This is a genomic window from Natrinema sp. CRL1, assembly GCF_059162405.1.
This window is the reverse complement of the sequence record NZ_JBLVOY010000003.1, coordinates 525,684-545,543: the sequence shown is the minus strand read 5'-3', so window position 1 is coordinate 545,543 and position 19,860 is coordinate 525,684. Positions and strand designations below refer to the sequence as shown.

24 protein-coding genes are annotated in these 19,860 nt (G+C 65.0%); 15 read left to right on the top strand and 9 right to left on the bottom strand.

All coding sequences use genetic code 11. From position 1 onward, the window contains the following. Positions 1-38: 38 nt before the first annotated feature. Both ACJYUO_RS13570 and ACJYUO_RS13565 read right to left on the bottom strand, forming a co-directional pair. Positions 39-1,484, bottom strand: a complete 1,446-nt coding sequence (locus tag ACJYUO_RS13570; protein WP_494345886.1) for a glycosyltransferase family 2 protein — start codon at positions 1,482-1,484, stop codon at positions 39-41. Between the two features lie 161 nt (positions 1,485-1,645). Continuing rightward, positions 1,646-2,746, bottom strand: coding sequence for a pyridoxal phosphate-dependent aminotransferase (locus tag ACJYUO_RS13565; RefSeq protein ID WP_494345885.1), 1,101 nt, complete (start codon positions 2,744-2,746; stop codon positions 1,646-1,648). A 155-nt stretch (positions 2,747-2,901) separates the two neighbouring features. Between ACJYUO_RS13565 and ACJYUO_RS13560 the strand changes: the two genes are divergently transcribed. The 4 genes from ACJYUO_RS13560 (at position 2,902) to ACJYUO_RS13545 (ending at position 5,692) form a co-directional block, all read left to right on the top strand. After that, the gene (locus tag ACJYUO_RS13560; RefSeq protein WP_494345884.1) at positions 2,902-3,414 is read left to right on the top strand and encodes a CinA family protein; all 513 of its coding nucleotides are present in this window, start codon (positions 2,902-2,904) and stop codon (positions 3,412-3,414) included. Between the two features lie 119 nt (positions 3,415-3,533). Next, positions 3,534-4,019 carry a metal-dependent hydrolase gene (locus tag ACJYUO_RS13555; RefSeq protein ID WP_494345883.1) on the top strand — a complete coding sequence of 162 codons (486 nt, stop codon included), beginning with the start codon at positions 3,534-3,536 and terminating at the stop codon, positions 4,017-4,019. A 287-nt stretch (positions 4,020-4,306) separates the two neighbouring features. After that, the gene (locus ACJYUO_RS13550; RefSeq protein ID WP_494345882.1) at positions 4,307-4,456 is read left to right on the top strand and encodes a DUF2080 family transposase-associated protein; all 150 of its coding nucleotides are present in this window, start codon (positions 4,307-4,309) and stop codon (positions 4,454-4,456) included. A 3-nt stretch (positions 4,457-4,459) separates the two neighbouring features. Then, entirely contained in the window at positions 4,460-5,692 is a 1,233-nt protein-coding gene (locus tag ACJYUO_RS13545) for an RNA-guided endonuclease InsQ/TnpB family protein (protein ID WP_494345881.1), read from the top strand. Between the two features lie 70 nt (positions 5,693-5,762). Here ACJYUO_RS13545 and ACJYUO_RS13540 read toward each other — a convergent pair whose 3' ends face one another. Beyond that, a complete protein-coding gene (locus tag ACJYUO_RS13540) occupies positions 5,763-6,752 on the bottom strand; it encodes a cell division protein CdpA domain-containing protein (RefSeq protein ID WP_494345880.1) in 990 nt (329 codons plus the stop codon). Between the two features lie 134 nt (positions 6,753-6,886). Between ACJYUO_RS13540 and ACJYUO_RS13535 the strand changes: the two genes are divergently transcribed. The 3 genes from ACJYUO_RS13535 to ACJYUO_RS13525 all read left to right on the top strand — a co-directional run bounded on the left by ACJYUO_RS13535 (position 6,887) and on the right by ACJYUO_RS13525 (position 8,386). Continuing rightward, positions 6,887-7,174: a DUF5789 family protein gene (locus ACJYUO_RS13535; protein WP_494345879.1), complete on the top strand. Its 288-nt coding sequence runs from the start codon at positions 6,887-6,889 to the stop codon at positions 7,172-7,174. 51 nt (positions 7,175-7,225) lie between these two features. Continuing rightward, a complete protein-coding gene (locus ACJYUO_RS13530; RefSeq protein WP_494345996.1) occupies positions 7,226-7,873 on the top strand; it encodes a CPBP family glutamic-type intramembrane protease in 648 nt (215 codons plus the stop codon). 75 nt (positions 7,874-7,948) lie between these two features. Next, a complete protein-coding gene (locus ACJYUO_RS13525; protein WP_494345878.1) occupies positions 7,949-8,386 on the top strand; it encodes a DUF302 domain-containing protein in 438 nt (145 codons plus the stop codon). On the opposite strand, the gene ACJYUO_RS13520 is transcribed toward ACJYUO_RS13525, so the two are convergent. The 3 genes from ACJYUO_RS13520 to nreA all read right to left on the bottom strand — a co-directional run bounded on the left by ACJYUO_RS13520 (position 8,383) and on the right by nreA (position 11,555). Then, positions 8,383-8,649: a hypothetical protein gene (locus ACJYUO_RS13520; protein ID WP_494345877.1), complete on the bottom strand. Its 267-nt coding sequence runs from the start codon at positions 8,647-8,649 to the stop codon at positions 8,383-8,385. The genes ACJYUO_RS13525 and ACJYUO_RS13520 overlap by 4 nt on opposite strands. Positions 8,650-8,654: 5 nt before the next feature. Next, the gene (arcD, locus tag ACJYUO_RS13515) at positions 8,655-10,091 is read right to left on the bottom strand and encodes an arginine/ornithine antiporter ArcD (RefSeq protein ID WP_494345876.1); all 1,437 of its coding nucleotides are present in this window, start codon (positions 10,089-10,091) and stop codon (positions 8,655-8,657) included. A 162-nt stretch (positions 10,092-10,253) separates the two neighbouring features. Continuing rightward, the gene (nreA, locus tag ACJYUO_RS13510) at positions 10,254-11,555 is read right to left on the bottom strand and encodes a DNA repair protein NreA (protein WP_494345875.1); all 1,302 of its coding nucleotides are present in this window, start codon (positions 11,553-11,555) and stop codon (positions 10,254-10,256) included. A gap of 323 nt (positions 11,556-11,878) precedes the next feature. On the opposite strand from nreA, the gene ACJYUO_RS13505 reads away from it, so the two are divergent. Both ACJYUO_RS13505 and ACJYUO_RS13500 read left to right on the top strand, forming a co-directional pair. Then, positions 11,879-12,058, top strand: coding sequence for an HVO_2753 family zinc finger protein (locus tag ACJYUO_RS13505; protein WP_006184530.1), 180 nt, complete (start codon positions 11,879-11,881; stop codon positions 12,056-12,058). Between the two features lie 9 nt (positions 12,059-12,067). Continuing rightward, positions 12,068-12,334, top strand: a complete 267-nt coding sequence (locus ACJYUO_RS13500; RefSeq protein ID WP_006431540.1) for an elongation factor 1-beta — start codon at positions 12,068-12,070, stop codon at positions 12,332-12,334. 241 nt (positions 12,335-12,575) lie between these two features. Here the strand turns inward: ACJYUO_RS13500 and ACJYUO_RS13495 are convergent, their stop codons facing one another. The 3 genes from ACJYUO_RS13495 to ACJYUO_RS13485 all read right to left on the bottom strand — a co-directional run bounded on the left by ACJYUO_RS13495 (position 12,576) and on the right by ACJYUO_RS13485 (position 15,090). Next, positions 12,576-13,004: a hypothetical protein gene (locus tag ACJYUO_RS13495; RefSeq protein ID WP_006431544.1), complete on the bottom strand. Its 429-nt coding sequence runs from the start codon at positions 13,002-13,004 to the stop codon at positions 12,576-12,578. 149 nt (positions 13,005-13,153) lie between these two features. Then, a complete protein-coding gene (locus tag ACJYUO_RS13490) occupies positions 13,154-13,834 on the bottom strand; it encodes an MBL fold metallo-hydrolase (RefSeq protein WP_494345874.1) in 681 nt (226 codons plus the stop codon). Positions 13,835-13,923: 89 nt separating this feature from the next. Next, the gene (locus tag ACJYUO_RS13485; RefSeq protein WP_494345873.1) at positions 13,924-15,090 is read right to left on the bottom strand and encodes a cystathionine gamma-synthase; all 1,167 of its coding nucleotides are present in this window, start codon (positions 15,088-15,090) and stop codon (positions 13,924-13,926) included. A 285-nt stretch (positions 15,091-15,375) separates the two neighbouring features. Between ACJYUO_RS13485 and ACJYUO_RS13480 the strand changes: the two genes are divergently transcribed. From ACJYUO_RS13480 to ACJYUO_RS13455, 6 genes are all read left to right on the top strand, one after another. After that, positions 15,376-15,684, top strand: a complete 309-nt coding sequence (locus ACJYUO_RS13480; RefSeq protein ID WP_494345872.1) for a 50S ribosomal protein L21e — start codon at positions 15,376-15,378, stop codon at positions 15,682-15,684. A gap of 6 nt (positions 15,685-15,690) precedes the next feature. Next, positions 15,691-16,047, top strand: coding sequence for an RNA polymerase Rpb4 family protein (locus ACJYUO_RS13475; RefSeq protein ID WP_494345871.1), 357 nt, complete (start codon positions 15,691-15,693; stop codon positions 16,045-16,047). A 275-nt stretch (positions 16,048-16,322) separates the two neighbouring features. Then, a complete protein-coding gene (locus ACJYUO_RS13470) occupies positions 16,323-16,919 on the top strand; it encodes a DUF655 domain-containing protein (protein WP_494345870.1) in 597 nt (198 codons plus the stop codon). A 92-nt stretch (positions 16,920-17,011) separates the two neighbouring features. Next, a complete protein-coding gene (locus ACJYUO_RS13465) occupies positions 17,012-17,848 on the top strand; it encodes a 16S ribosomal RNA methyltransferase A (RefSeq protein WP_494345869.1) in 837 nt (278 codons plus the stop codon). A 109-nt stretch (positions 17,849-17,957) separates the two neighbouring features. Next, positions 17,958-19,124, top strand: coding sequence for a mechanosensitive ion channel family protein (locus ACJYUO_RS13460; protein WP_494345868.1), 1,167 nt, complete (start codon positions 17,958-17,960; stop codon positions 19,122-19,124). Next, positions 19,125-19,697: a HemK2/MTQ2 family protein methyltransferase gene (locus ACJYUO_RS13455; RefSeq protein WP_494345867.1), complete on the top strand. Its 573-nt coding sequence runs from the start codon at positions 19,125-19,127 to the stop codon at positions 19,695-19,697. It abuts the gene before it with no gap. Positions 19,698-19,860: the final 163 nt, after the last annotated feature.

Here is a 19,860-nt window from a genome sequence, read left to right as displayed (position 1 = left end):
CGTCGGTTGCTTGCGGTCGCTAACTCGGCGATCGTGGGCTATCGCTTGGGCGTCACGTCGAACGTCGGCGCGACGCCGCGGACGGCGTCGATCAACGCCAGACAGACCGGAACGGCCCACAGCGTCGCGTACAGGGCCTGCGTGAACGGATTCGAAACCAGCGAGTACCGGAGTCGCCCCCATCGGCTCTCGAAGCCGACCGCCTCCCAGGCCGCACGATAGGACCCCCAGCTGTAGTAGCACCAGACGACGCCGTTGAACAGGACCAGCGGGAGCAATGCCGCCGGAACGACGGTTCCCGCCGAGCCGGTGAGGGTCAGCCACAGGATGGCCAGCCCGACCGGCAGCCCGAGGACGTTCGTTACCGACAGAAGTTGGGTCAACACGGTTCCCGCCCAGAACCGCCCGCGCTCGAGGCCGGACCAGCCCGGCGTCAGCAGGTGCCTGTATGGACCCCGAACCCAGCGGCGTTTCTGTGTGATCCAGGCCTCGAGGTCCGCGGGACAGAGGTCTTGGACGTAGCGGTCCATGACACCGAGCGTATAGCCCCGTTCGTGGGCCGCGACGCCGAGGGCCATGTCCTCGGTCACGGCATCGAGTTGCCACCGGTCGAGGTCGTACAGTACGCCGGCCGAGACGAAGTAGGCCTTTCCCAGCAGTTGGTAGGGGCCGCCGGTCGAGTTGGCATAGACCAGGTCCGACCACGCCGCGATCCCCATCGACTCGAGCAGCGGGAGGGGGCCGTCGTCGACGTTTCGCGCGGTCTGTTTGGCTTGGACAATGTCGTATTCCGTGAGACCGGCGGCAGCGAGTTCGAACGTGTCGAGGGGCACCTGTGTATCCGAGTCGAAGACGGTCACGACGTCGTCGGCCGAAAACGAGAGCGTGGTAAAGGCGTAGGTCAGGGCGGCGGCTTTCGTCCGCGGGACGCCCGTCCCGCTGAAGGTCCAGTCGCCGGGCGAGCGGTCGGCCGCGAGCGCCGCCCGGTCGACCGCGACGAACTCGACGGCAAGGTCGTCCTCGCGTGCGGCGACCGCCTCGCGGACCGCCGGTACGGTCTCGTCGTCGGGCTCGTAGATCACGTACACGGAGACGCTCGCGGTCGGGTATCGCTGGGCGGCGATGTTGTCTAGGGTCGCCTCGAGGACGGCCGGTCGCTCGCGGTGGATCGGGACCAGAACGCGGATTCGACGGACCGTCGACGCGGGGAGCCGACAGTTCGACGTGGCCCCGGACCGGGGCCCGTCTGCCGGCCGTTCCGTCCCCATCGGCGAGGGTGCGATACCTGCACCCGAACCACCGTCAGCTCTCGCCAGTGGCCGCTTCCGGTCGCGTTCGGTCGCCTCGGCGACGACCCGCTCGAGGGTGCCGTCGTCGATGACGGCATCGGATCGGCGAACGAGCAGCGTCACCAGCGCGCAGTTGCCGACGAAGTACGCCAGTTGGGTCAGGATGAATACCGCGACAACGGCCGCGAGCAGCATTACCGGGAGAGTTGCATTCCCGCCGTATCGGTATTTCGGCCGGACTGTCACCGTCGCCGATCGGTCGGCATCGGCCGGTCATACGGTTTACTGTACGTCATTTCCGGCGCAACCGCGACCCGGGCGGCGATTGCGCCGGTACATCGGTACAGCAATCCGTATCAGTCGAAGTACGCCGCCAACCGCTCGGCCGCCTCCTCGACGCGCGGGGTCACGAGGGCAAAACGCAGCCATTCCGTTCGCGAGTCGCCGAAGGCCTCACCGGGCATCCCGGCCACGCCGGCCTCGTCGATCAGTCGCTCGACGTTCGCGAGCGTGCCGGGATAGCTGTCGAAGCGGGCCATCACGTAGAACGATCCCTCGGGACGGGTGTACTCGGCACCCGCCGCCTCGAGCGCGTCGGTAAACGTCGCGACGCGTTCGCGGAGGCGCTCGCGGTTGCGCTCGTAGTAGTCGGGCCCCGTCTCGCGTAACGCCTTCAGGATCGCGTACTGGCCGGGGCGGGTAGTCGCGACGTTGACCAGCATGTGGCGGCTCTTGGCGTCGTCGACGAGTTCCGGCGGGAGGATCGCGTACCCGACCCGAACGCCGGTGATCGCCATGGACTTCGAGAACGCGTTCGTGACGATCCGGTTGGCCGAATCGGTCTCGAGGGCGCTCGCGAACGCACCCGAGAGGTCGTAGTGGTCGTAGACCTCGTCGCTGATCAGGATGGCGTCGTACGCCTCGGCGACGGCGACGAGTTCCCGCATCGTCTCGGCGGGGTAGACCGCGCCGGTCGGGTTGTTCGGCGTGGTCACGACGATCGCAGCGGTCTCCTCGGTCGCGGCCGCGCGGACGGCGTCGGGGTCGAGTTGGCCGTCGTCGTCGGTCGTGACGAACCGCTGGGTTCCGCCGAGCATCGTCGTCTTCCCGGGATAGTAGGGATAGACGGGATCGGTCAGCAGGATCTCGTTCCCGCTGTCTCGCTCCAGGGCCCGCGCCATCGCGAGGTAGTTCGCCTCGCCCGCGCCGTTCGTGACGATAATCTGCTCGGCGTCGACGCCGCGCCGGGTTGCGATCTCCTCGCGCAACTCGAGCAGCCCCTCACTTGGCGGGTACTGGAACCGATCTGGCTCGAGGTCGGCGTACTCGCGCAGGCCGTCCCGGAGCGCCTCGGGGGGCTCCCAGTCGGGGTTCCCGCTGACCATGTCGATGACATCGCGGTCCGCCGCGTCCGCGTACTCCATGACCTGGAAGAAAAGCGGCGTCTCGTAGTTCATGGTGGGTACTGGGCGGCCGCTGCTGGTTTGGCTTTTCGTTTCCGCACCGAGCGCGAGGAATTCGGCCGCTCGAGTTCGGCCGAACCAGTTGAGCAGTGACCCGCACTGGGCCGGCAACCCTCGCTTTCACAACGATTCCGCCCCTCGATTCGAGCATGAACGACGAAATCGACCGCGAGCTACCGATGGGCATCGCCGACGCCTTGCGGGACGCCGAGGAGACGCTGGCCGTCGCCGAGTCCTGTACCGGCGGCCTGATCGGTGCCGCGATCACCGCCGTCCCGGGCGCGAGCGACTACTTCGATTCGGGGCTGACGACCTACGCCTACGACGCCAAGCGTCGCTACCTCGGCGTCAGCCGGGAGTCCCTCGACGAACACGGTGCCGTCTCCGAACCCGTGGCCCGCGAGATGGCGCGGGGCGTCCGCGACGTAGCGGACGTAACGTGGGGAGTCTCGACGACCGGCGTCGCCGGCCCCACCGGCGGCACCGAAGCGAATCCGGTTGGCACCGTCTACATCGGCGTCTCCTACGCGGGGCCGTGGGGGTCCGAAGACTCGTACGCGACCGTCTCCCGCTACGTCTTCGACGGCGACCGCGCGGACGTCCGCGCCGCGACCGTCGAGCAGGCACTCACGGACCTGCTCGCGGAACTCGAGGCGCGCTGAACTGGAGAAACGGGTCCGTCCGACCTCGATTTCGGAGCCGTCGCGCAGCCGAATTGACACGGATCAGTGACAGTCTCGAGAGTAAACTATTCCCCCGTCGGCTCCCCAGATGCGGGTAGATGAACAAGAAGGGTCACGTGCTCAACGCCGTTCTGTTGAGCATCGGACTGGGGTATCTGCTCGAGCCGGCGGGGGATCTAGAGACGTTTCGAACGATGATCATGATCGGCGTGCCGGTCTCGCTGGGGGCGCTGTTTCCGGACGTCGACACCGCCTTCGGCAAGCACCGGAAGACGCTGCACAATCTGCCGATTCTGGCGGCGTTCGTCGCCTTTCCGTACGTGTTCGGCAACCTCGAGTACGTCTGGATCGGCGTGTTGACCCACTACGTCCTCGACGTGGCGGGGAGCAAGCGGGGGATCGCGCTGTTCTACCCGCTCTGGAAGAAGGAGTTCGGGCTGCCGATCGGCGTCGCGGTCAGCAGCAAGCGCGCCGATCTGATGATGGTGCTCGTCACCGTCGCCGAACTGGTACTGGTCGCTCTGGTCGTCTTCGAGATCCCCCAGTGGGGCTTCGAGATGGGCCGGAAGACGCTCGGTATCTAAGCTCGCGCCGGAAGCGGGCGCGGTCGACCGTCCCGCGGCGCGGCCGTCGCGGTCGGAGTGGAGACCGCTTTACCTAAATCGAGGCGCTAATGCCCCTTCCTCAGCGAGCGCCGAAGGCGCGAGCAGGGAGGGGATACAGCGTCCCCAGAAATCGAAGGTTTCTGGTGTGCGAACGAGACGCTCCGCGTCTCGTCAACGCCGCTCGTCTTTCTTGGACTGTTCTACAGCAGGCCCGCAGGCCCACACCATCGGTAGTTTTATGTTTCTACTCAGTTTAAACATTGGTAATGGATCGGTACGAGGTTGAAGGCCACGAAGTCCACGAAGCCGAAGTCAAACCAACCGGTAACGGGGCTCACGTGCTCGTTCCCAAGCGGTGGCGAGGTAGCACTGTCAAAGTCGTCCGCGTCTCCGATCCAAACGACGAAGACGAGTAAACCATGCGCTACAACTACAGGTATCGGCTCAACCCGACCGACGAACTCCACGAACGGTTAGCGTGGACTGTCGATACCTGCAGACAGGTCTACAACCACTTTCTGCACCGCCTCAACCGAGAGAACGGAACCTCGGCATACTCCGAGCAGTCAGTCCTTCCCGACCTCAAGAACTGGTGGACCGACCTGAAACAAGTCCACTCGAAGGTGCTGCAGAAGGTCGTACAGCGACTGTACGACAACCTCTCGACACTGAAGGCGCGAAAGAACAACGGCTACCGCGTCGGCGAACTCAAGTGGAAGCCCCCGCAGGAATATCGCTCGATCAAGTACAGTCAAACCGGCTTCAAACTCAAAAACACGAGTGGCCGTACTGTACTTTCTCTTTCCAAAATCGGCGATATTCCGATGGTCTACCACCGCGACGTTCCCGACGACTCCACGATCAAAGAGGTCGTCGTCAAGCAAGAACCGACCGGCGAGTGGTTCGCCGTTCTCGGAATCGAAACCGAGGACGACGCACCGCCGAAGCCCAAGACACTCGAGGACTGTGTCGGTATTGACGTGGGCATCCTGAAGTATGCTCACGACAGCGACGGAACAGCCGTCGAGTCGCCGGACCTTTCCGACGAACGCGAGCGACTGGAGCGCGAGCAACGCAAGCTCTCGCGGAAAGAACACGGGTCGTCGAACTACCGCAAGCAACAGCGAGTCGTCGCCAAACGTCACGCCGACCTGAAACGAAAGCGCCGCGACTTCTTGCACAAACTCTCGAACCACTACGCTCGAGAGTACGATCTCGTGGTGGTCGAAGATCTCGACGCGAAGGGGTTGATGGAGCTCCCGTCGAACAGCCGGAACCGTGCCGGAGCAGCGTGGGGAACGTTCCTGCGGATGCTCGAGTACAAGTGCGAACGCGAAGGCACGCACTTCGTCGCCGTCGATCCGGCCGGAACGACCAAAGAGTGTGCGCCCTGCGGTGTCTCGACCGACAAACCGTTGTGGGTCCGCGAACACTCCTGTCCTTCCTGTGGCTTCACCGCTGACAGGGACTGGAACGCGGCCTACAACATCTTGGTACGCGGACTGAAGCAAGTAGGGACGGGCTGTCCCGAATCACCGCCTGCGGAGACTGCGCTCCCTACGGGAACCCATTCGGTTCCTGCAAAGCGCGTCGTAGAAACAGGAAGCCCCATCTGCTCACGGGCGCGAAGCGCCCGTTCGCATGGTCCGTGAGACCTTTGGTCTCACGCTACCCTCAAGGAGCGAACCGCGTCAGCCGTGAGCGAGTAGGGTGGGGAGGAAGTCACCGGCGGTTCGGCGACCACTCGTCGCAGGCGTCCATGTCGTCCATCGCCGTCTCGTGGCGGGCACAGTAGGGAACCATCCCCTCCGAGGAGCGGACGTACTCGAAGTGCTCGCAGTTCCCGCAGTAGCGGTCCGTCGGTTCGGCCGGCGTCTCGGTCGCCGACTCGACAATTTCCGCGTCGTGGCCGTCGCCCGTCTCGAGCGGCGAGGAGAGGTCCGAGGCGGCGGAGCCGCCGTCGCTGGTCGCAGCGCCGACGGTCCGGCCGGGAGTCGATCCGGTTGCAGAGCCGCCCGACGCTCGCGACGATCGGCCGGTGGACGAGCCCTCATCGTATGAGAGCGTCGTTCGGTCGGTTTCGGACGCGTTCCCGTCGTCGGCGTTGGTCTGCGTTTCGACGTCTCCGTCCGGCGTCCCGCCGAGGAAACCGATGCCGCCGAGTCCGCCCGCGTCGCTCGAGTCCTCGACCTCGAGGACGGTCTTGTTGTGACGGGTGACGTTCATCTGGAGGTTGCCGCCGGGATCGTTGCGCATCTTGAAGGTGGCGACGGCGCTGAACAGACACCAGATCGCCGGCAGGAGCCCGAGCAGGTAGATGGCTGAGACCTCGAGCGTGAGCTGGTTGCCGCCGTAGCGCCAGTGTTGGGGGTAGGCGTGCCAGAAGAGCGCGACGCCGAGCAGACAGAGGCTCGCGCTGATCGCGGCCGTGGCCTGGACGCGACGGCTGGCCGGCAGTACGACGAAGACGCCGACGAGGGCGGTCGGGACGCTGAGCCCGGCCAGTACGCCCGCGGCGCGGACGGTCGCGAACTGGGCGGCCAGCTCCCCCGAGAGCGCGACCGCGTACCCGCCGAAGAGATCGGTCGTCGCCACGAGTACGGCCACGACAGCGAGGACCGCGCCGAGGAGTACGAGTGATGTCCCCGCGTACAGTCGGCGACTCGTCACCCCCGGTGCCGTCCCGTCGTAGGCCTCCGTCAGGCTTGTCATAGACAGTCGTTCGGCGTCCCATCACAAAACGATACGTCAGACACACCTCGGTTGTCGGAGAGGTAACCGGTGTGTGACTCGATGGGACCCGCGGAAACGAAAGCTTGAATCGCCGCCCTCGCAAACGACCCCCTATGAGCGACGAGGACGAGGAAGCCGAGCCGGCAGTCTCGCTCGGAGAGAGAACCCCGGTCGAGGGCACGCCGCTCGCCCGCGTCAGTTCGCGACTGGCGTGGCCGAAGGAGAAGAGCGAGGTCGACCGACTCGAGGGCGACGCAGTCATCCGAACGCCCGACGGTCCCCGCGAGCTGTCGACCGTCCTCGAGTCGGTCGACGAGACGTACTTCCAGCGCCATCAGGAGTTCGAGGGCCACGTTCGGGACGTGATCGGGACCGGGCCGGTGCCGACCGCAGACGAGTAACCCGTGGCCTCCGAGCCGGGACAACGCGACGATCACTGGCTCCGCAAGCGCATGCGCCTCTCGTGGATTCAGCGGGCGTTGCTGGTCGGTGCCGTGGTGACGGTGCTGTGGATGCGGTTGGTTCCCAGCGATCTCGACCAGCGGATCGTCGTCGACGCTGTCCTCCTGATCGGGGGACCGCTCGCGCTCGGGCTCGCCCACGGAAACCGCATCGGCTGGCGTATCGATCGGACCGCGGTACGCAATACAGTCCTTCTCGGACTGTTCGTCGTCCCGTTTTACGTCGTCGGCTCGACGCTGCCGACGATCCGGGCGTTCTACCCGATCTGGGAGACCTCGGCCGCGCCCGGGTCGTTCGTCCCGCACGCGATCAAACTGTTCGTTCTCGCGCTGGCCGCCGAGACCTACTACCGCGGCCTGCTCTGTGTCGGCGTCAGGGAGATCGGGTTCGCCGCCGTCTTCATCAGCCCCGTCGTCTACATGCTCCACCACGCCTCGAAGCCGCCCATCGAGTTCCTGCTGTCGGGGCCGACGGATATCCTCTTCGGCGCGGTCGACTACAAGTCGAATTCGATCCTCCCATCGGTCGTCGCCCACGGCGGCGGCCTCGTCTTGCTCGACTGGCTCGTCCTGCACGATCCGCTGTTCGATCCGGCGGTCGTGATTCGGTTCCTCGAGTGGCTGCCGGTCCCGCTGTAGCAGGGACCCGGTGGTCGCCGCCCAACGAGTCGATCGACGGGACCGATTAAGGGCAGGGACGACCAACCGTGGCCTATGGCACTTCCCATCGACCCGACGCAGATCGAGCCGGCGGACTACGGCGAACACCGCGCGGTACTCGAGATGGACCACGAGGCGGCCATCGAGCACACCCGCGAGGTGTTCACCGAGGCGGGATTCGGCGTTCCGGCTGAGTTCTCCCCGTCGGAACTGCTCAACGAGAAGGTCGACGCGGACCGCGATCCGTACTACGTGCTCGGAGCCTGTAACCCCGAGATGGCGGATCGAGTACTGGACGTGACCGAGCAGATGGGCGCGCTGTTCCCCTGTAACGTCGTCGTCTGGGAGGAAGAACCGGGCCGGCAGGTCGTCTACCACGTTTCGATCATGAAGATCGCACGATTGCTCGGTATCGCTCCCGACGACGAGAACTGGCAGGAGATCGTCGAGACGACGAGCGAGATGGTCGACGAGGCCTACGCGAACCTCTAAAACCGGCCCCTGAGACCGTCTCGCTGGTCGTTCTCCGCATCGCCCTGTCGGTTCTCGAGTCTGCATCCCGTGACCGCGCTGGTGGCGTCGTCGGGGGCATCTCCCTCTTCGACGTCGTCGGCCCCGTGATACTCGCGGCGTTCAAAGCCCGCGTCCCCGTCGCCGATCGGCTCGAGCGGGCCGATTCGGACGACTCCGTACCCGGAACCGAACGAGAGCAATCTTTCGTCGAAGCAAAACAGTAGTGGCTGTGACGCCGACACGCGGCTCAGTCCGCGGTCTGGGTCCGCTCGGCCCGGCTGGTCGTCGGCACGCCGCGACCGGTCAGGGCCATCGCGAACAGCACGAGCGGCGAAAGGAAGCCGAACAGGTAGAACGGCGCGTACTCGAGGGTGGGGACGCCGGTCGCCGAGGCCATGAAGACGCCGCCGGCGTGCCACGGAAGAAGTGCGCCGGTGGGGGTCCCGGCGGCCTCGACGGCCCGCGAGAGTTCCTCGCTGTCGAGGCCGAACTCCTGGTAGAGGTTTCGCAGCGTCAGTCCCGGGAGGACGATGCTCATGTACTGCTGGGCGGTGAGCGCGTTGATGAGGATCGCGGAGAGCCCGGTGCCGGCGATCAGGCTGCCGGAACTCCCCACGCCCTGCGAGAGGCGGTGGGAGAGGACGGCCAGCACGCCGATGTGCTCGAGGAGGCCGCCGAGAGAGAGCGCGGCGACGACGACGGTGATCGTCCACGCGGAGCCGGTGAGGCCGCCGGTCGCGAGGAGTTCGTTCACGAGGTCGGTCCCGGTCTCGGGGGCGGTGCCGCTCATGAAGACTTCCCACGCGGCGACGAAGCCGGTGCCCTGGACGAGAATCGTGGTGAAGACGCCGGCGAAAACGCCGGCCACGAGCGTCGGGAGCGCGGGGTAGCCATAGAGCGCGAGGCCGAAAGTGACCACGAGCGGCAGGAAAGCGAGTACGGAGAGGTCGTACGTGCCCGCGAGTGCGGTCTGAATCTCGACGATGCGGCCGGCCGGGATCTCGCCGCCGGCCCGCAGGCCGAGCGCGGCGAATCCGAGTACCGAGAGGCCGAACGCGATGGCCGTCCCCGTTCGCATCCGGCGGATGTGGTCGTACAGCGGCGTATTCGTCACGCCGGCTGCGAGGTTGGTCGTGTCCGACAGCGGGGACTGCTTGTCGCCCGCGTAGGCACCCGAGATGACCGCACCGACGGTGAGCGGTCCGGAGACGCCGAGCCCCGCACCGATCCCGACGAACGCGACGCCGAGGGTCCCGACCGTCGTCCACGAGGACCCGATCGAGAACGCAACGACGGCGGCCAGGATCGCGGCAACGGGCAGGAACACCGTCGGGGTGAGCAACTCGAGGCCGTAGTACATCATCGCCGGGATCGTCCCGGCGTCGACCCACGTGGCGATCAGTGCGTAGATCGTAAAGATGATCAACAGCGCCTGTAGCCCCATCAGGAGGCCGCTCGAGATTCCGTCGGACAGTTCGGACCAACTGTAGCCCAGATAGCGACCGAACGCGCCGACGAAGACGATACTCCAGAGCAGCGGGACGTGCGGATCGAGGCCGAGAACGGCCGATCCGACGCCGAGGAAGGCGACGACCGCAAGCACCGGAACGAGCGCGAGAGCGAACGACGGCCGCCGTTCGGGCTCGAGGTCGTCGATCGTTGTCGGTGTGAAATCGGCTGACATCGGCTGTGGTATGCACTTGGGGAATAAAAGTAGAGCGGTTTATTACCCGAAGGTATGTTTCGCGATACCAGTGGCCACATCATTCCTGAGTGACAGCTGCTTAGCAGTCGGTTCGCTGGTCGGCATTCGATGGACCTGCGGCGAAAATAGCGGTCGACCGATTCACTCCGAGGTCGAGAACGCGCTCAGATTGGCCTGCAGTCCGGCCGCGAGTTCCGACTTGCGCCGCAATCGGGCGTAGGATACCGGCAGCCGGGTCGCAACCTCCGAGACCGCCTCGTGGAACGTCTCCGCCTCGCCGTACTCGCCCTCGAAGGCGTTGCGAACGCTCTCGCGGACCTGCCAGACGCCGACGGGGGCCCAGTAGTCATCGGAGACTTCGCGCAAGACGAGACACTTCGCCTGTCGGCCGATCGACTCGAGATACTCCAAGACGCCCAGTCGGGTGGCGTAGTAGGCTCCCGCGGTTTCCTCGACGTAGCTCGAGCGGCCCTCGTAGCCCTCCGAGGCGCTGGCCATCCAGATGTCGTCCTCGGGATTGGGGTTCCAGATGCTGCCCGGCGCTTTCATCTCGACGAGTTCGAATTCCCAGTTGCCCGGCGCGAGCACGATCCAATAGCGGTTGCCGACGTACTCGTTGGCCCAGACCTGCACCTCGTCGATGCTCGGCGCGTTACGGATGCGCCCGCGCAGGTACTTGCCCACGGTGTCGTCGACGGCCGTGATCGACCACCGCGTGGGAACCAGCCGGCGCTGTTTGGTCTGCCCGAGCGCGCCCGCCGAAAGGATCGAGTTGATTTCGTAGACATCGAAGCCACGCCGGTAGAGGTAGGTCATCGCGCCCTGTGCCTGCCAGTCGTCGTCCTCGAGGGTCTTTTTGACCGGTTTCGGGACGTAGGGGTTCTCCCGCAGTTCGGCGTTGGTCGCGTTGGCTCGTGGCCCGCGCGGGGTCGCTACGTCCGTGCCCGCGTCGAGTCCGAGGTCGGGCTTGTCGTCTAGGCCGATCTCGAGGTCGACCGGCCGGTCGGCGATGGCGACCTCCCGCTGGACGCCGACGAAGCCGTCCCAGACGTCGTCGACGCTGGGCGTCAGCCGGCTCGCGATGCTCGGGGAGTCGACGTTCGCGCGCTTGCTCGAGTTCAAGAGTCCGGTTCGGCGCTGGAGCACATCGTCGATGGCGTAGCCCTGCTGGTACCAGTTGCCGTCGGTGACGTACTCCGCGGCGTCGCCCTCGTCTCCGACCGGCGAGAGCAGTCCGACGGGGATATCCGGGTAGTTCGACCGCCCGACGAAGATCGACGGCGAGGTCGATCCGACAAGGGTATCGCCGCTCAAGGCGTCGTCGAACTTCCGTTCGAACTCCTCTAAGTGATCCGTAATCGCGTAGGACTTTTCCTTGGCGAGGCGGCGACGTTCGGCCTCCTCATCGGGCTCTAAGTCCTCGATATAGTCGCCGAGGCGCATTCACTCGAGCTAGGGTGGGGACGGTGTTGAATGTTGAGTTTCGGGCGGCCAAGCGCGCGTTCGGGATCCGACCGATCACGCTATTCGTGTGACTCCTCGCTCGGTTTCGGTCGGCAGAAGTGTCAGAGGCAGAGGTCCAGTCGCGTATGCAACCGAACCTCACTCACTGCTTCGAGCCGGGGTATAAAGTAGTCGCCAGTGCGTTTTCTGAGTCGGAAAACGCGCGGGAGATACGACATCCCCGACCGCACTCGAGGGCGAGCGGTGGCACGCGGCAGTCCGCTATCGAGTAGTTTAAAAACGCCGGGCGGAAAGGGATAGGTATGAGTACGACCGACGACCGAGAGACGCGTTCCTGCGTCTCCTGTGGGCTCAACATCGCGGGCACCAACGCAGCCGCGTTCAAGTGTCCCGACTGCGGCCAGCAGATCTACCGCTGTGCCAAGTGTCGCAAGCAGAGCAACCTCTACGAGTGCCCCGACTGCGGATTCACCGGCCCATAAGGTTTCACAATGGGAAAAGTTGCTGCCAAAATCAAGGTCATGCCGGACAGCCCCGAAATCGACCTCGACGCGCTCCAAGAGCGCCTCGAGAGCACCCTCCCCGAGGGCGCGAAGATCAACGGCGTCGAACGCGAAGAGGTCGCGTTCGGTCTCGTCGCGCTCTACCCGACCGTGATCGTCCCCGACGGCTCGGGCGGCACGGAAGCCGTCGAGGAGAGCTTCACTGAGGTCGACGGCGTCGAAAGCGTCGGCGTCGAAAACGTCGGCCGCATCTAACGCACGGCGTCCGTTTTCGCCGTTTCGACTCGAATCATCGGTGAGCGATGCGTTTTCCGCCCGGATTCGTGGTCCGATGACTGAGCAGCCGGTATCGCTCGAGAAGCGTCCTCGACCGGCTCTCGAGCGATCGAAGCGCGCGAGGAGAGCGGGAGATCGGCAAGTCGAGAGCGGGTACGAGAGCGGAACGCCAGACCGTGCTCTCGCAACCGCGATCGCGGGCGGGCCAGTCCGGCTCCGGTTACTGCTCGCGGTTCGCACCGAGGTCGGCCTCTGAGACGATCTCCGCGCCGATGGCCGAGAGGTCGACGGTCACGTCTGCGGTGACGGCCTTACTGATCTCGTCTAAGTTGCCGGCGAGAACCGTCAGTACGTCGTCGGGGCTGGTGTAGACCAGCATGTTGCCGTCTTTTCCCTCCGCCACGAGCTGTGTATCGTTCAGGACGACCTGATCCTTCTGAATCGTCGCCGAGACGACCGGCAGCGCCGCCGGCTTCCCCGGTTCGTCGTCTCTGACCTTGCGGATGTGAACCTCGTCGAGGTCGATGACTTCCTTGTACTCCCGTATCTGTTCGGCGCAGTCGACCATGTCGTTGAGCAAGGCGGTCCGCTTCTCGTTGCCGTGGTCGCCGTCGAGACAGTGCTGACAGACGCGGAGTTCGAGTCGCATTACGCGCCGATTGGGGTTGGATACCGATGAGAATTCCGCTTCTGTCCGTCGCCGCTCGCGCTCAGTCCTCTATAGTAGCCACTGAAAGTCATTGCACACCTGATCGCACGACTGCGTCGCGATCAGTGTGTAAATCGTTTCAGTGGCTACTATAGCTGCTCGTGGATCTCTCGAATCCGCTCTGTCCCCCGGTCGACGTATCCGCCGTGATAGCACACGGTGTGGTCGATCTCGAGGGCCGCCAGCGTCCCGACGGACTCGATTGCGCGGCCCATATCGGGCGTGAACTGCGGTTTCGGGCCGGCGAGGGGCTCGTCTCCGTCCGCGACCAGCGCGTCGCCGGCCACGAGCAGGTTCCCCGTCGGGAAGTACAACGAGACGTGTCCGGGCGCGTGGCCAGGTGTGGCGACGACCGCCATCGGCCCCGCGAGCGTCGGGATCCGGACGCCATCTGCCAGTTCGATATCGACATCGACGGGCGGATACCGGTCGCTGTCCCCACCCTTGATCGGTTCGCGCTCGCCGGACACGTACGGCGCTTCGTCACGATGGGTCGCGACGATCGCGTCGACTCGCTCGAGCAGTTCCGCGAGTCCGCCCGCGTGGTCCGCGTCGTGGTGGGTCAAGACGACGAGCCAGATGTCCGCGAGTTCGAACCCCATCCCCGCCAGATGGGTCTCGAGTTGGCCGACTGCGCCGGTCGGGCCGGCATCGAGCAACACCAGTCCGCGGTCCGTCTCGACCGCCGTCGGGGTAAACGTGTGTTCGCCGCCGCCGTACTCGAGGGTCAGTGGAAGTGCGTACACGCCGGGATCGTCGCGGTCGGTCATGCGGTTCGATTGGCGGGCCGACCCCAAAGGCGTAGCCCTCGAATTGACGGCACGACTCGAGTGTGGGGGAGAATCGGATGCTCGACGATTCAGGAAAGAACGCCGTCGATGGCTCCCTCGAGGTCGGCGATCAGGTCGTCGACGTGTTCGATCCCCACCGAGACGCGGATCAGGCTGTCCGAGAGCCCCGCTTCGATGCGCTCCTCGCGGGGAATCGTGGCGTGGGTCATCGGCGCGGGCTGTTCGATCAGGCTCTCGACGCCGCCCAGGCTCTCCGCAAGGGTGAAGACCTCGGTGCTCGAGACGACCTCGCCCGCCTCTTCTAAGCTCGCGTCGAGTTCGAAACTCAGCATGCCGCCGAAGTCGTCCATCTGTTCGGCGGCGATCCCGTGGCCGGGATGAGACTCGAGGCCGGGGTAGTAGACCCGATCGACGTCGTCGTGATCCTCGAGGAAGTCGGCGATCGCGCGGGCGTTCTCGCAGTGGCGGTCCATCCGGACGGGCAGCGTCTTGGTGCCTCGCAGGACGAGGAAGGACTCGAAGGGGCCGGGTGTTGCACCAACGGAGTTCTGATAGAAACCGAGTCGCTCGTCCAGGTCCTCGTCGTTCGTCAGGAGCGCCCCGCCGACTACGTCGGAGTGGCCGCCGAGATACTTGGTCAGCGAGTGCGAGACGATGTCGGCACCCAGATCGAGCGGCCGCTGGAGGTACGGGGTCGCGAACGTGTTGTCGATCGCACACAGCGCGTCGTGGTCGTGGGCAATTTCGGCTGCGCCCGCAATATCGACGACTGACATAAGCGGATTCGTCGGCGTCTCGAGCCACAGCAGCGCCGTCTCCTCGCGGAACGCCGCCTCGATGGCCTCGAGGTCGGTCATATCGACGAAGGAAAACTCGAGGTCGTAGTCCTCGTAGACCTGCGTGAAGATGCGGTGGGTCCCGCCGTAGACGTCGTTGCCCGTCACCACGTGGTCGCCGGCCTCGAGCAGGTTCAACACGGTGTTGATCGAGGCCATCCCGCTGGCGAACGCGCGGCCGTACTCGGCGTTCTCGAGGCTCGCGAGGTTTTCCTCGAGGTCGGTGCGCGTGGGGTTCCCGGTGCGGGAGTACTCGTAGCCGCGGTGGTCGCCCGGCGCGTCCTGCTTGTAGGTGGAGTTGGCGTGAATCGGTGTCATCAACGCGCCCGTGTCGGGATCGGGGTCTTGGCCGGCGTGAATCGAACGCGTCTCGATCCGGCGGTCGTTGTCGTCGTCCATATTGAAATAGGGGATTCGCGGTCGGATCACTGTTGGGGACAATATTGGCGGAACGGCCAGGCGAGTGCAAGTAATTGTACCGCGCGAGCGAAGCGAGCGCGGCCTTTTTTGGTCCAGATTTTTGTTCCCAACGCGGGACCTTCGGTCCCGCGAGCCGTGCGAACGGGTACTCCGTGCCCGTGAGCAGAGAGCGGTTCCTCGCACAGCGAGGAATCCCGAGGAGCAAAAAGGTGGGCGTAATACGTGTGTTTTATAACCGTCACCGGACAAAGCGGTCGTACGACTATGCCGAAATCTAATGGCCCTCGTCAGGGAACCCGACGAAAGCTCGCGAACGATCCTCGAGACCGCGGCGGCTCGCCGCCACAGCGTGCGATTCAGGAGTACGAGGCAGGTGAGAAAGTCCACCTGAAGATCGACCCGAGCGTTCCGGACGGTCGCTTCCACCCGCGGTTCGACGGACACACCGGCGAAGTCGTCGGTAAACAGGGTAGTGCCTTCAAAGTCGAGATCAACGACGGCGGCAAGGACAAGACCCTGCTCGTGACCGCGGCCCACATGCGCGCACAGAATCAGGAGAAGAACCGGATCTAATCAGGGATGACGATCTTCAAAGAGATCGTCGACGAGGAGTTCCTGACGGTCTCGGAGACGAAGGAGCTGCTCGCCGACATCGAAGCCGAACGCGCGATGGACGAGGATCGCGAGCTGCGCTACGAGCTCGCGCGAGCGATCGAACACGCGAACCGATTTGCGGTCCTCGAGCCCGAGGAGGCCCAAGCGCTGGTCGACGACCTGCAGGACATCGAGAAGGTCGACGAGCCGACAGCCTACAAGATCGCCAACCTCCTGCCACAGGACCGGGACGAACTCCGGTCGGTGTACGCACAGCAGCGGTACTCGCTGTCGGGGGACGAACTCGACGAGATTCTCAACACCGTCGCACAATACGCCTGAACACGGCCTTCGTGGCGTTGCGAAGCGGCTTCGTCACTCGCCGATGCGTAAGTAGCGGCAGCGCTCGAGGCCTCGTCTCCGGGCCGATTTCGATTTGTCCGTGACCGTCACCTACTGGCAGAGAGCGATGCGTTTGCTCTGAATCGGCGGTAGCGAGGACTGTGAACGACATCGACCCACACAGCCTGCGCTGTCAACACCTTCGGTGGGAGCCACACACAGCCACCTGCAAGCGGGCCGACTCTTTAAGTACGGCCTCGCCGTACTGTAAACCAATGAGCGAAGCTGATAGCGATGAGATGGACGTTCGTCGTGCGGTCGTGTTGGATTATCTCGCACATGGGCTATCGGACGACGGACGACCGCAGTACGCGAAGTCGCCGGCAGGCTACGCCGTCGGCGTCGAGGACTTTCAGCTCTATCAGGTCGCCTTCGACGAGGACGAGCGCCTGACTATCGGGAGCGAGGTCGTCGTCGAACCGGCAGCCGAGCGCGACATCGTCACCGAATGTCACCGCGTCGAGTACGAGGATCTCTCCTCGGGGGCCCAGTCCGAACTCGAGTACGTCGTCGCCGACCTCGTCGAGGAGAACGAAGAGCGATTCGTCGACTTCTACAACGACGCCCAGCCGATCACGCTGCGGCTCCACCAGCTGAATCTGCTGCCGGGCATCGGGAAGAAGCTCCGCAACGGCATTCTCGACGAGCGAAAGCGCAAGCCCTTCGAGAGCTTCGAGGAACTGTCCGAGCGCGTGTCCGGCCTCCACGATCCCGACGAGATCCTCGTCGAACGCATCCTCGAGGAACTGCGCGACGACGACCTCAAATACCAGACGTTCGTGGGCCGGCGCGAACAGGAACAGAACCAGTAACCGTTTTGCAGGGCCGTCGACCGGGTGGTTGCCGGACTGGCTCCCGAGCCTGAGACGGTGCGTTTACACCCGCCCCAGCCATAGCGTCGGCAATGAGAGACCCAGACGGACTGATCGCTCGGGCGGGCGTCCGCGGCGATCCGGACCGCGACCAGCACTTCCTCGTAGACGATCGCGTTCTCGATCGATTGCCAACCTATCTTGAAGAGACCGACGCCGACACGAGTCACCTCCTCGAGATCGGCGGCGGAACGGGCGCGCTGACCGATCGCCTGCTCGCGGTCGGCGACGAGGTGACGGTGGTCGAACGCGACCGCGAACTCGCCGACTTCCTGTGCGAAGAGTTCGCCGACGAGATCGCCGCCGGCGACCTGACCGTCGTTCAGGGCGACGCGCTCGAGGTCGATCTCCCCGAGTTCACCGCGTCGGTCTCGAACCTTCCCTACGGCGTCTCGAGCGAGATCGCCTTTCGGCTCTTTCCCGAAAAGAAGCCGCTGGTCTTGATGTTTCAACAGGAGTTCGCCGAGCGGATGGTCGCCGAGCCGAACACCGCGGAGTACGGTCGGCTCTCGGTCTCGAGCCAGCACTATGCGGACGTCGAACTCGTCGAGTCGATTCCGAAGGAGGCGTTCTCGCCGCCGCCGGCGGTCCAGAGCGCGGTGGTTCGGGCGATCCCGCGCGAGCCCGACTACGAGGTCGCCGAAGAGGACTTCTTCTTGCGGTTCGTCAAGGCCCTGTTCACGCAGCGCCGGAAGACGATTCGGAACGCGATTCGGAACACGGCCCACATCTCCGGACTCGCCGAACCGGAGGCGGTCGTCGATGCGGCCGACGAGGACGTGCTCCGAAAGCGGGCCGGCGCGATGGCACCGAGCGAGTTCGCCGCGCTCGCCCAACTCGCGAGGGACGTCGGCGAGCCCGAGACGTAGGGCTGGACCGCTCGCGTCGGATTCGATGGGCGCGGAGTCGCCGCTCGGACGGGGCGAACTAACCAACGGATACTCAAAGCTGGGCTGAAGACGGATCGAAGAGAACAGCATGTCCGGACTACTGACGCGGCTCGACCGGCTCTCGGAGGTGTTTCCGACGACGCCGCTCAAACTCGCGGTATCCCTCGTAGCGGTCGGGCTCGTCCTCGCCGTGTTGCTCGCGTATCGGCGGTTACACGGGCGCGTGGCCGAGCGGACGCGGCCGCTGTACGCGGACGTGGTCTCGGTGGCGGTGCTGATCGGAGCCTGTGCAGTGAGCGGGGGAATCGTACTGGGCGTCTGGGACCGTACGGACGAAGTTCGACAGCTCTTCGTGGGACTCGATCCGGGCGGCGACACCGTTCCGCGGGCGGTGTTTTCGTTCATTCTGATCATCGTGACGGTCATCGTCACCCGGTTTGCAAAGCGAGTGATCGAGGAGGTGATGGACTCGACGGCTGCGGTCACCGAACACCAGCGACAGATCACCCACCGACTCTCGCAGGTGATCATCTGGACTGTCTCACTGGTCGTGATCCTCGGCATTTGGATCGAGGACCTCGGGAGCCTGCTCGTCGGAGCCGGCTTCCTCGGGATCGTACTGGGCATGGCGGCCCGGCAGACGCTGGGGACGATGCTCTCGGGCTTCGTGCTGATGTTCGCCCGGCCGTTCGAAATCGGCGACTGGATCGCAGTCGATGACAACGAGGGAATCGTCACCGACATCTCTATCGTCAACACCCGCATCCGGTCGTTCGACGGCGAGTACGTTATGATCCCCAACGACGTGATCGCCTCGAGCATGGTCACGAACCGCTCGAAGCGGGGTCGCCTGCGACTCGAGGTCGAAGTCGGGGTGGACTACGGAACCGATATCGAACGCGCCACGGCGCTCGCGGAAGCCGCGATCGCGGACGTCGACGCGGCGCTGACCGCGCCGTCGCCACAGATCGTCGCCAAGTCCTTTGGCGATTCGGCGGTGATACTCGGCGTGCGGTTCTGGATCGACAAGCCGAGCGCGAGACGCTACTGGACGGCCCGGACCGCCGCGATCAGCGCCGTCAAGGCGGCGTTCGAAGACGAGGACATCAAGATCCCGTACCCGCAGCGCGAACTGTCCGGGAGGGCCGAGACCGGTAGCTTTCGAATCGCCGACGACGAAGCGACGCCGGCCGGGGAATCCGGCGGCGACGGCGAATCGCGCGAACACCGCATGACGACACCGGAGGACCGATAAATGACGCTCGAGGACCGACGCGACGAGGAACCGGACGTCTACCAACCCGCCGAGGACTCTCACCTGCTGGCCGAGGCGGCCTGTGACCGCCTCGAGGGTAGCGAGGTCGTCCTCGAGGTGGGAACCGGCTCCGGCTACGTTGCCAAACAGATCGCCGACGACACGGGGGCTCGCGTGATCGCGTCGGATCTGAACCCACACGCCGTACGGCAGGCCAGCACCGAGGGCGTCGAGGCGGTGCGGGCGGATCTCGCCTCGCCGTTTCGGGACGGAGCCTTCGACGCGGTGGCGTTCAACCCGCCGTACCTGCCGACCGATCCCGAAAACGAGTGGGACGACTGGATGGAACGCGCCCTCTCGGGCGGCGAGGACGGCCGCGCCGTCATCGATCCGTTCCTCGCACACGTCGGCCGCGTGCTCGCCCCCGACGGCGTCGTCTACCTGCTCGTCAGCAGCCTAACGGGGGCCGACGAGGTGGTCGAGGAAGCCGGCGAACACGGGTTCAGCGCCGTCGCCGTCGCAGACGAGTCGTTCCCCTTCGAGACGCTGACGGTGCTCGAGTTGCACCGATAGCGGTCGCGAAAGTCGACGAGGAGACGGACGCCTTACCTCGTCGAGGTGCTATCGTGAACTCGTAGCACAGTATTCGATTCGAATCTGTTTACTGACTTGTCGGAGCCGTTTCAGCCCCGTTTCCGACGGGTATTCCGCTGGTATCTACTGTCTGTCTCACGTT

Excerpts from the sequence above, each read along its gene's own strand:
- ACJYUO_RS13570 (WP_494345886.1), bottom strand. The coding sequence starts at position 1,484 with ATGCTGCTCGCGGCCGTTGTCGCGGTATTCATCCTGACCCAACTGGCG.
- ACJYUO_RS13565 (WP_494345885.1), bottom strand. The coding sequence starts at position 2,746 with ATGAACTACGAGACGCCGCTTTTCTTCCAGGTCATGGAGTACGCGGAC.
- ACJYUO_RS13560 (WP_494345884.1), top strand. The coding sequence starts at position 2,902 with ATGAACGACGAAATCGACCGCGAGCTACCGATGGGCATCGCCGACGCC.
- ACJYUO_RS13555 (WP_494345883.1), top strand. The coding sequence starts at position 3,534 with ATGAACAAGAAGGGTCACGTGCTCAACGCCGTTCTGTTGAGCATCGGA.
- ACJYUO_RS13550 (WP_494345882.1), top strand. The coding sequence starts at position 4,307 with ATGGATCGGTACGAGGTTGAAGGCCACGAAGTCCACGAAGCCGAAGTC.
- ACJYUO_RS13545 (WP_494345881.1), top strand. The coding sequence starts at position 4,460 with ATGCGCTACAACTACAGGTATCGGCTCAACCCGACCGACGAACTCCAC.
- ACJYUO_RS13540 (WP_494345880.1), bottom strand. The coding sequence starts at position 6,752 with ATGACAAGCCTGACGGAGGCCTACGACGGGACGGCACCGGGGGTGACG.
- ACJYUO_RS13535 (WP_494345879.1), top strand. The coding sequence starts at position 6,887 with ATGAGCGACGAGGACGAGGAAGCCGAGCCGGCAGTCTCGCTCGGAGAG.
- ACJYUO_RS13530 (WP_494345996.1), top strand. The coding sequence starts at position 7,226 with ATGCGCCTCTCGTGGATTCAGCGGGCGTTGCTGGTCGGTGCCGTGGTG.
- ACJYUO_RS13525 (WP_494345878.1), top strand. The coding sequence starts at position 7,949 with ATGGCACTTCCCATCGACCCGACGCAGATCGAGCCGGCGGACTACGGC.
- arcD (WP_494345876.1), bottom strand. The coding sequence starts at position 10,091 with ATGTCAGCCGATTTCACACCGACAACGATCGACGACCTCGAGCCCGAA.
- nreA (WP_494345875.1), bottom strand. The coding sequence starts at position 11,555 with ATGCGCCTCGGCGACTATATCGAGGACTTAGAGCCCGATGAGGAGGCC.
- ACJYUO_RS13505 (WP_006184530.1), top strand. The coding sequence starts at position 11,879 with ATGAGTACGACCGACGACCGAGAGACGCGTTCCTGCGTCTCCTGTGGG.
- ACJYUO_RS13500 (WP_006431540.1), top strand. The coding sequence starts at position 12,068 with ATGGGAAAAGTTGCTGCCAAAATCAAGGTCATGCCGGACAGCCCCGAA.
- ACJYUO_RS13495 (WP_006431544.1), bottom strand. The coding sequence starts at position 13,004 with ATGCGACTCGAACTCCGCGTCTGTCAGCACTGTCTCGACGGCGACCAC.
- ACJYUO_RS13490 (WP_494345874.1), bottom strand. The coding sequence starts at position 13,834 with ATGACCGACCGCGACGATCCCGGCGTGTACGCACTTCCACTGACCCTC.
- ACJYUO_RS13485 (WP_494345873.1), bottom strand. The coding sequence starts at position 15,090 with ATGGACGACGACAACGACCGCCGGATCGAGACGCGTTCGATTCACGCC.
- ACJYUO_RS13480 (WP_494345872.1), top strand. The coding sequence starts at position 15,376 with ATGCCGAAATCTAATGGCCCTCGTCAGGGAACCCGACGAAAGCTCGCG.
- ACJYUO_RS13475 (WP_494345871.1), top strand. The coding sequence starts at position 15,691 with ATGACGATCTTCAAAGAGATCGTCGACGAGGAGTTCCTGACGGTCTCG.
- ACJYUO_RS13470 (WP_494345870.1), top strand. The coding sequence starts at position 16,323 with ATGAGCGAAGCTGATAGCGATGAGATGGACGTTCGTCGTGCGGTCGTG.
- ACJYUO_RS13465 (WP_494345869.1), top strand. The coding sequence starts at position 17,012 with ATGAGAGACCCAGACGGACTGATCGCTCGGGCGGGCGTCCGCGGCGAT.
- ACJYUO_RS13460 (WP_494345868.1), top strand. The coding sequence starts at position 17,958 with ATGTCCGGACTACTGACGCGGCTCGACCGGCTCTCGGAGGTGTTTCCG.
- ACJYUO_RS13455 (WP_494345867.1), top strand. The coding sequence starts at position 19,125 with ATGACGCTCGAGGACCGACGCGACGAGGAACCGGACGTCTACCAACCC.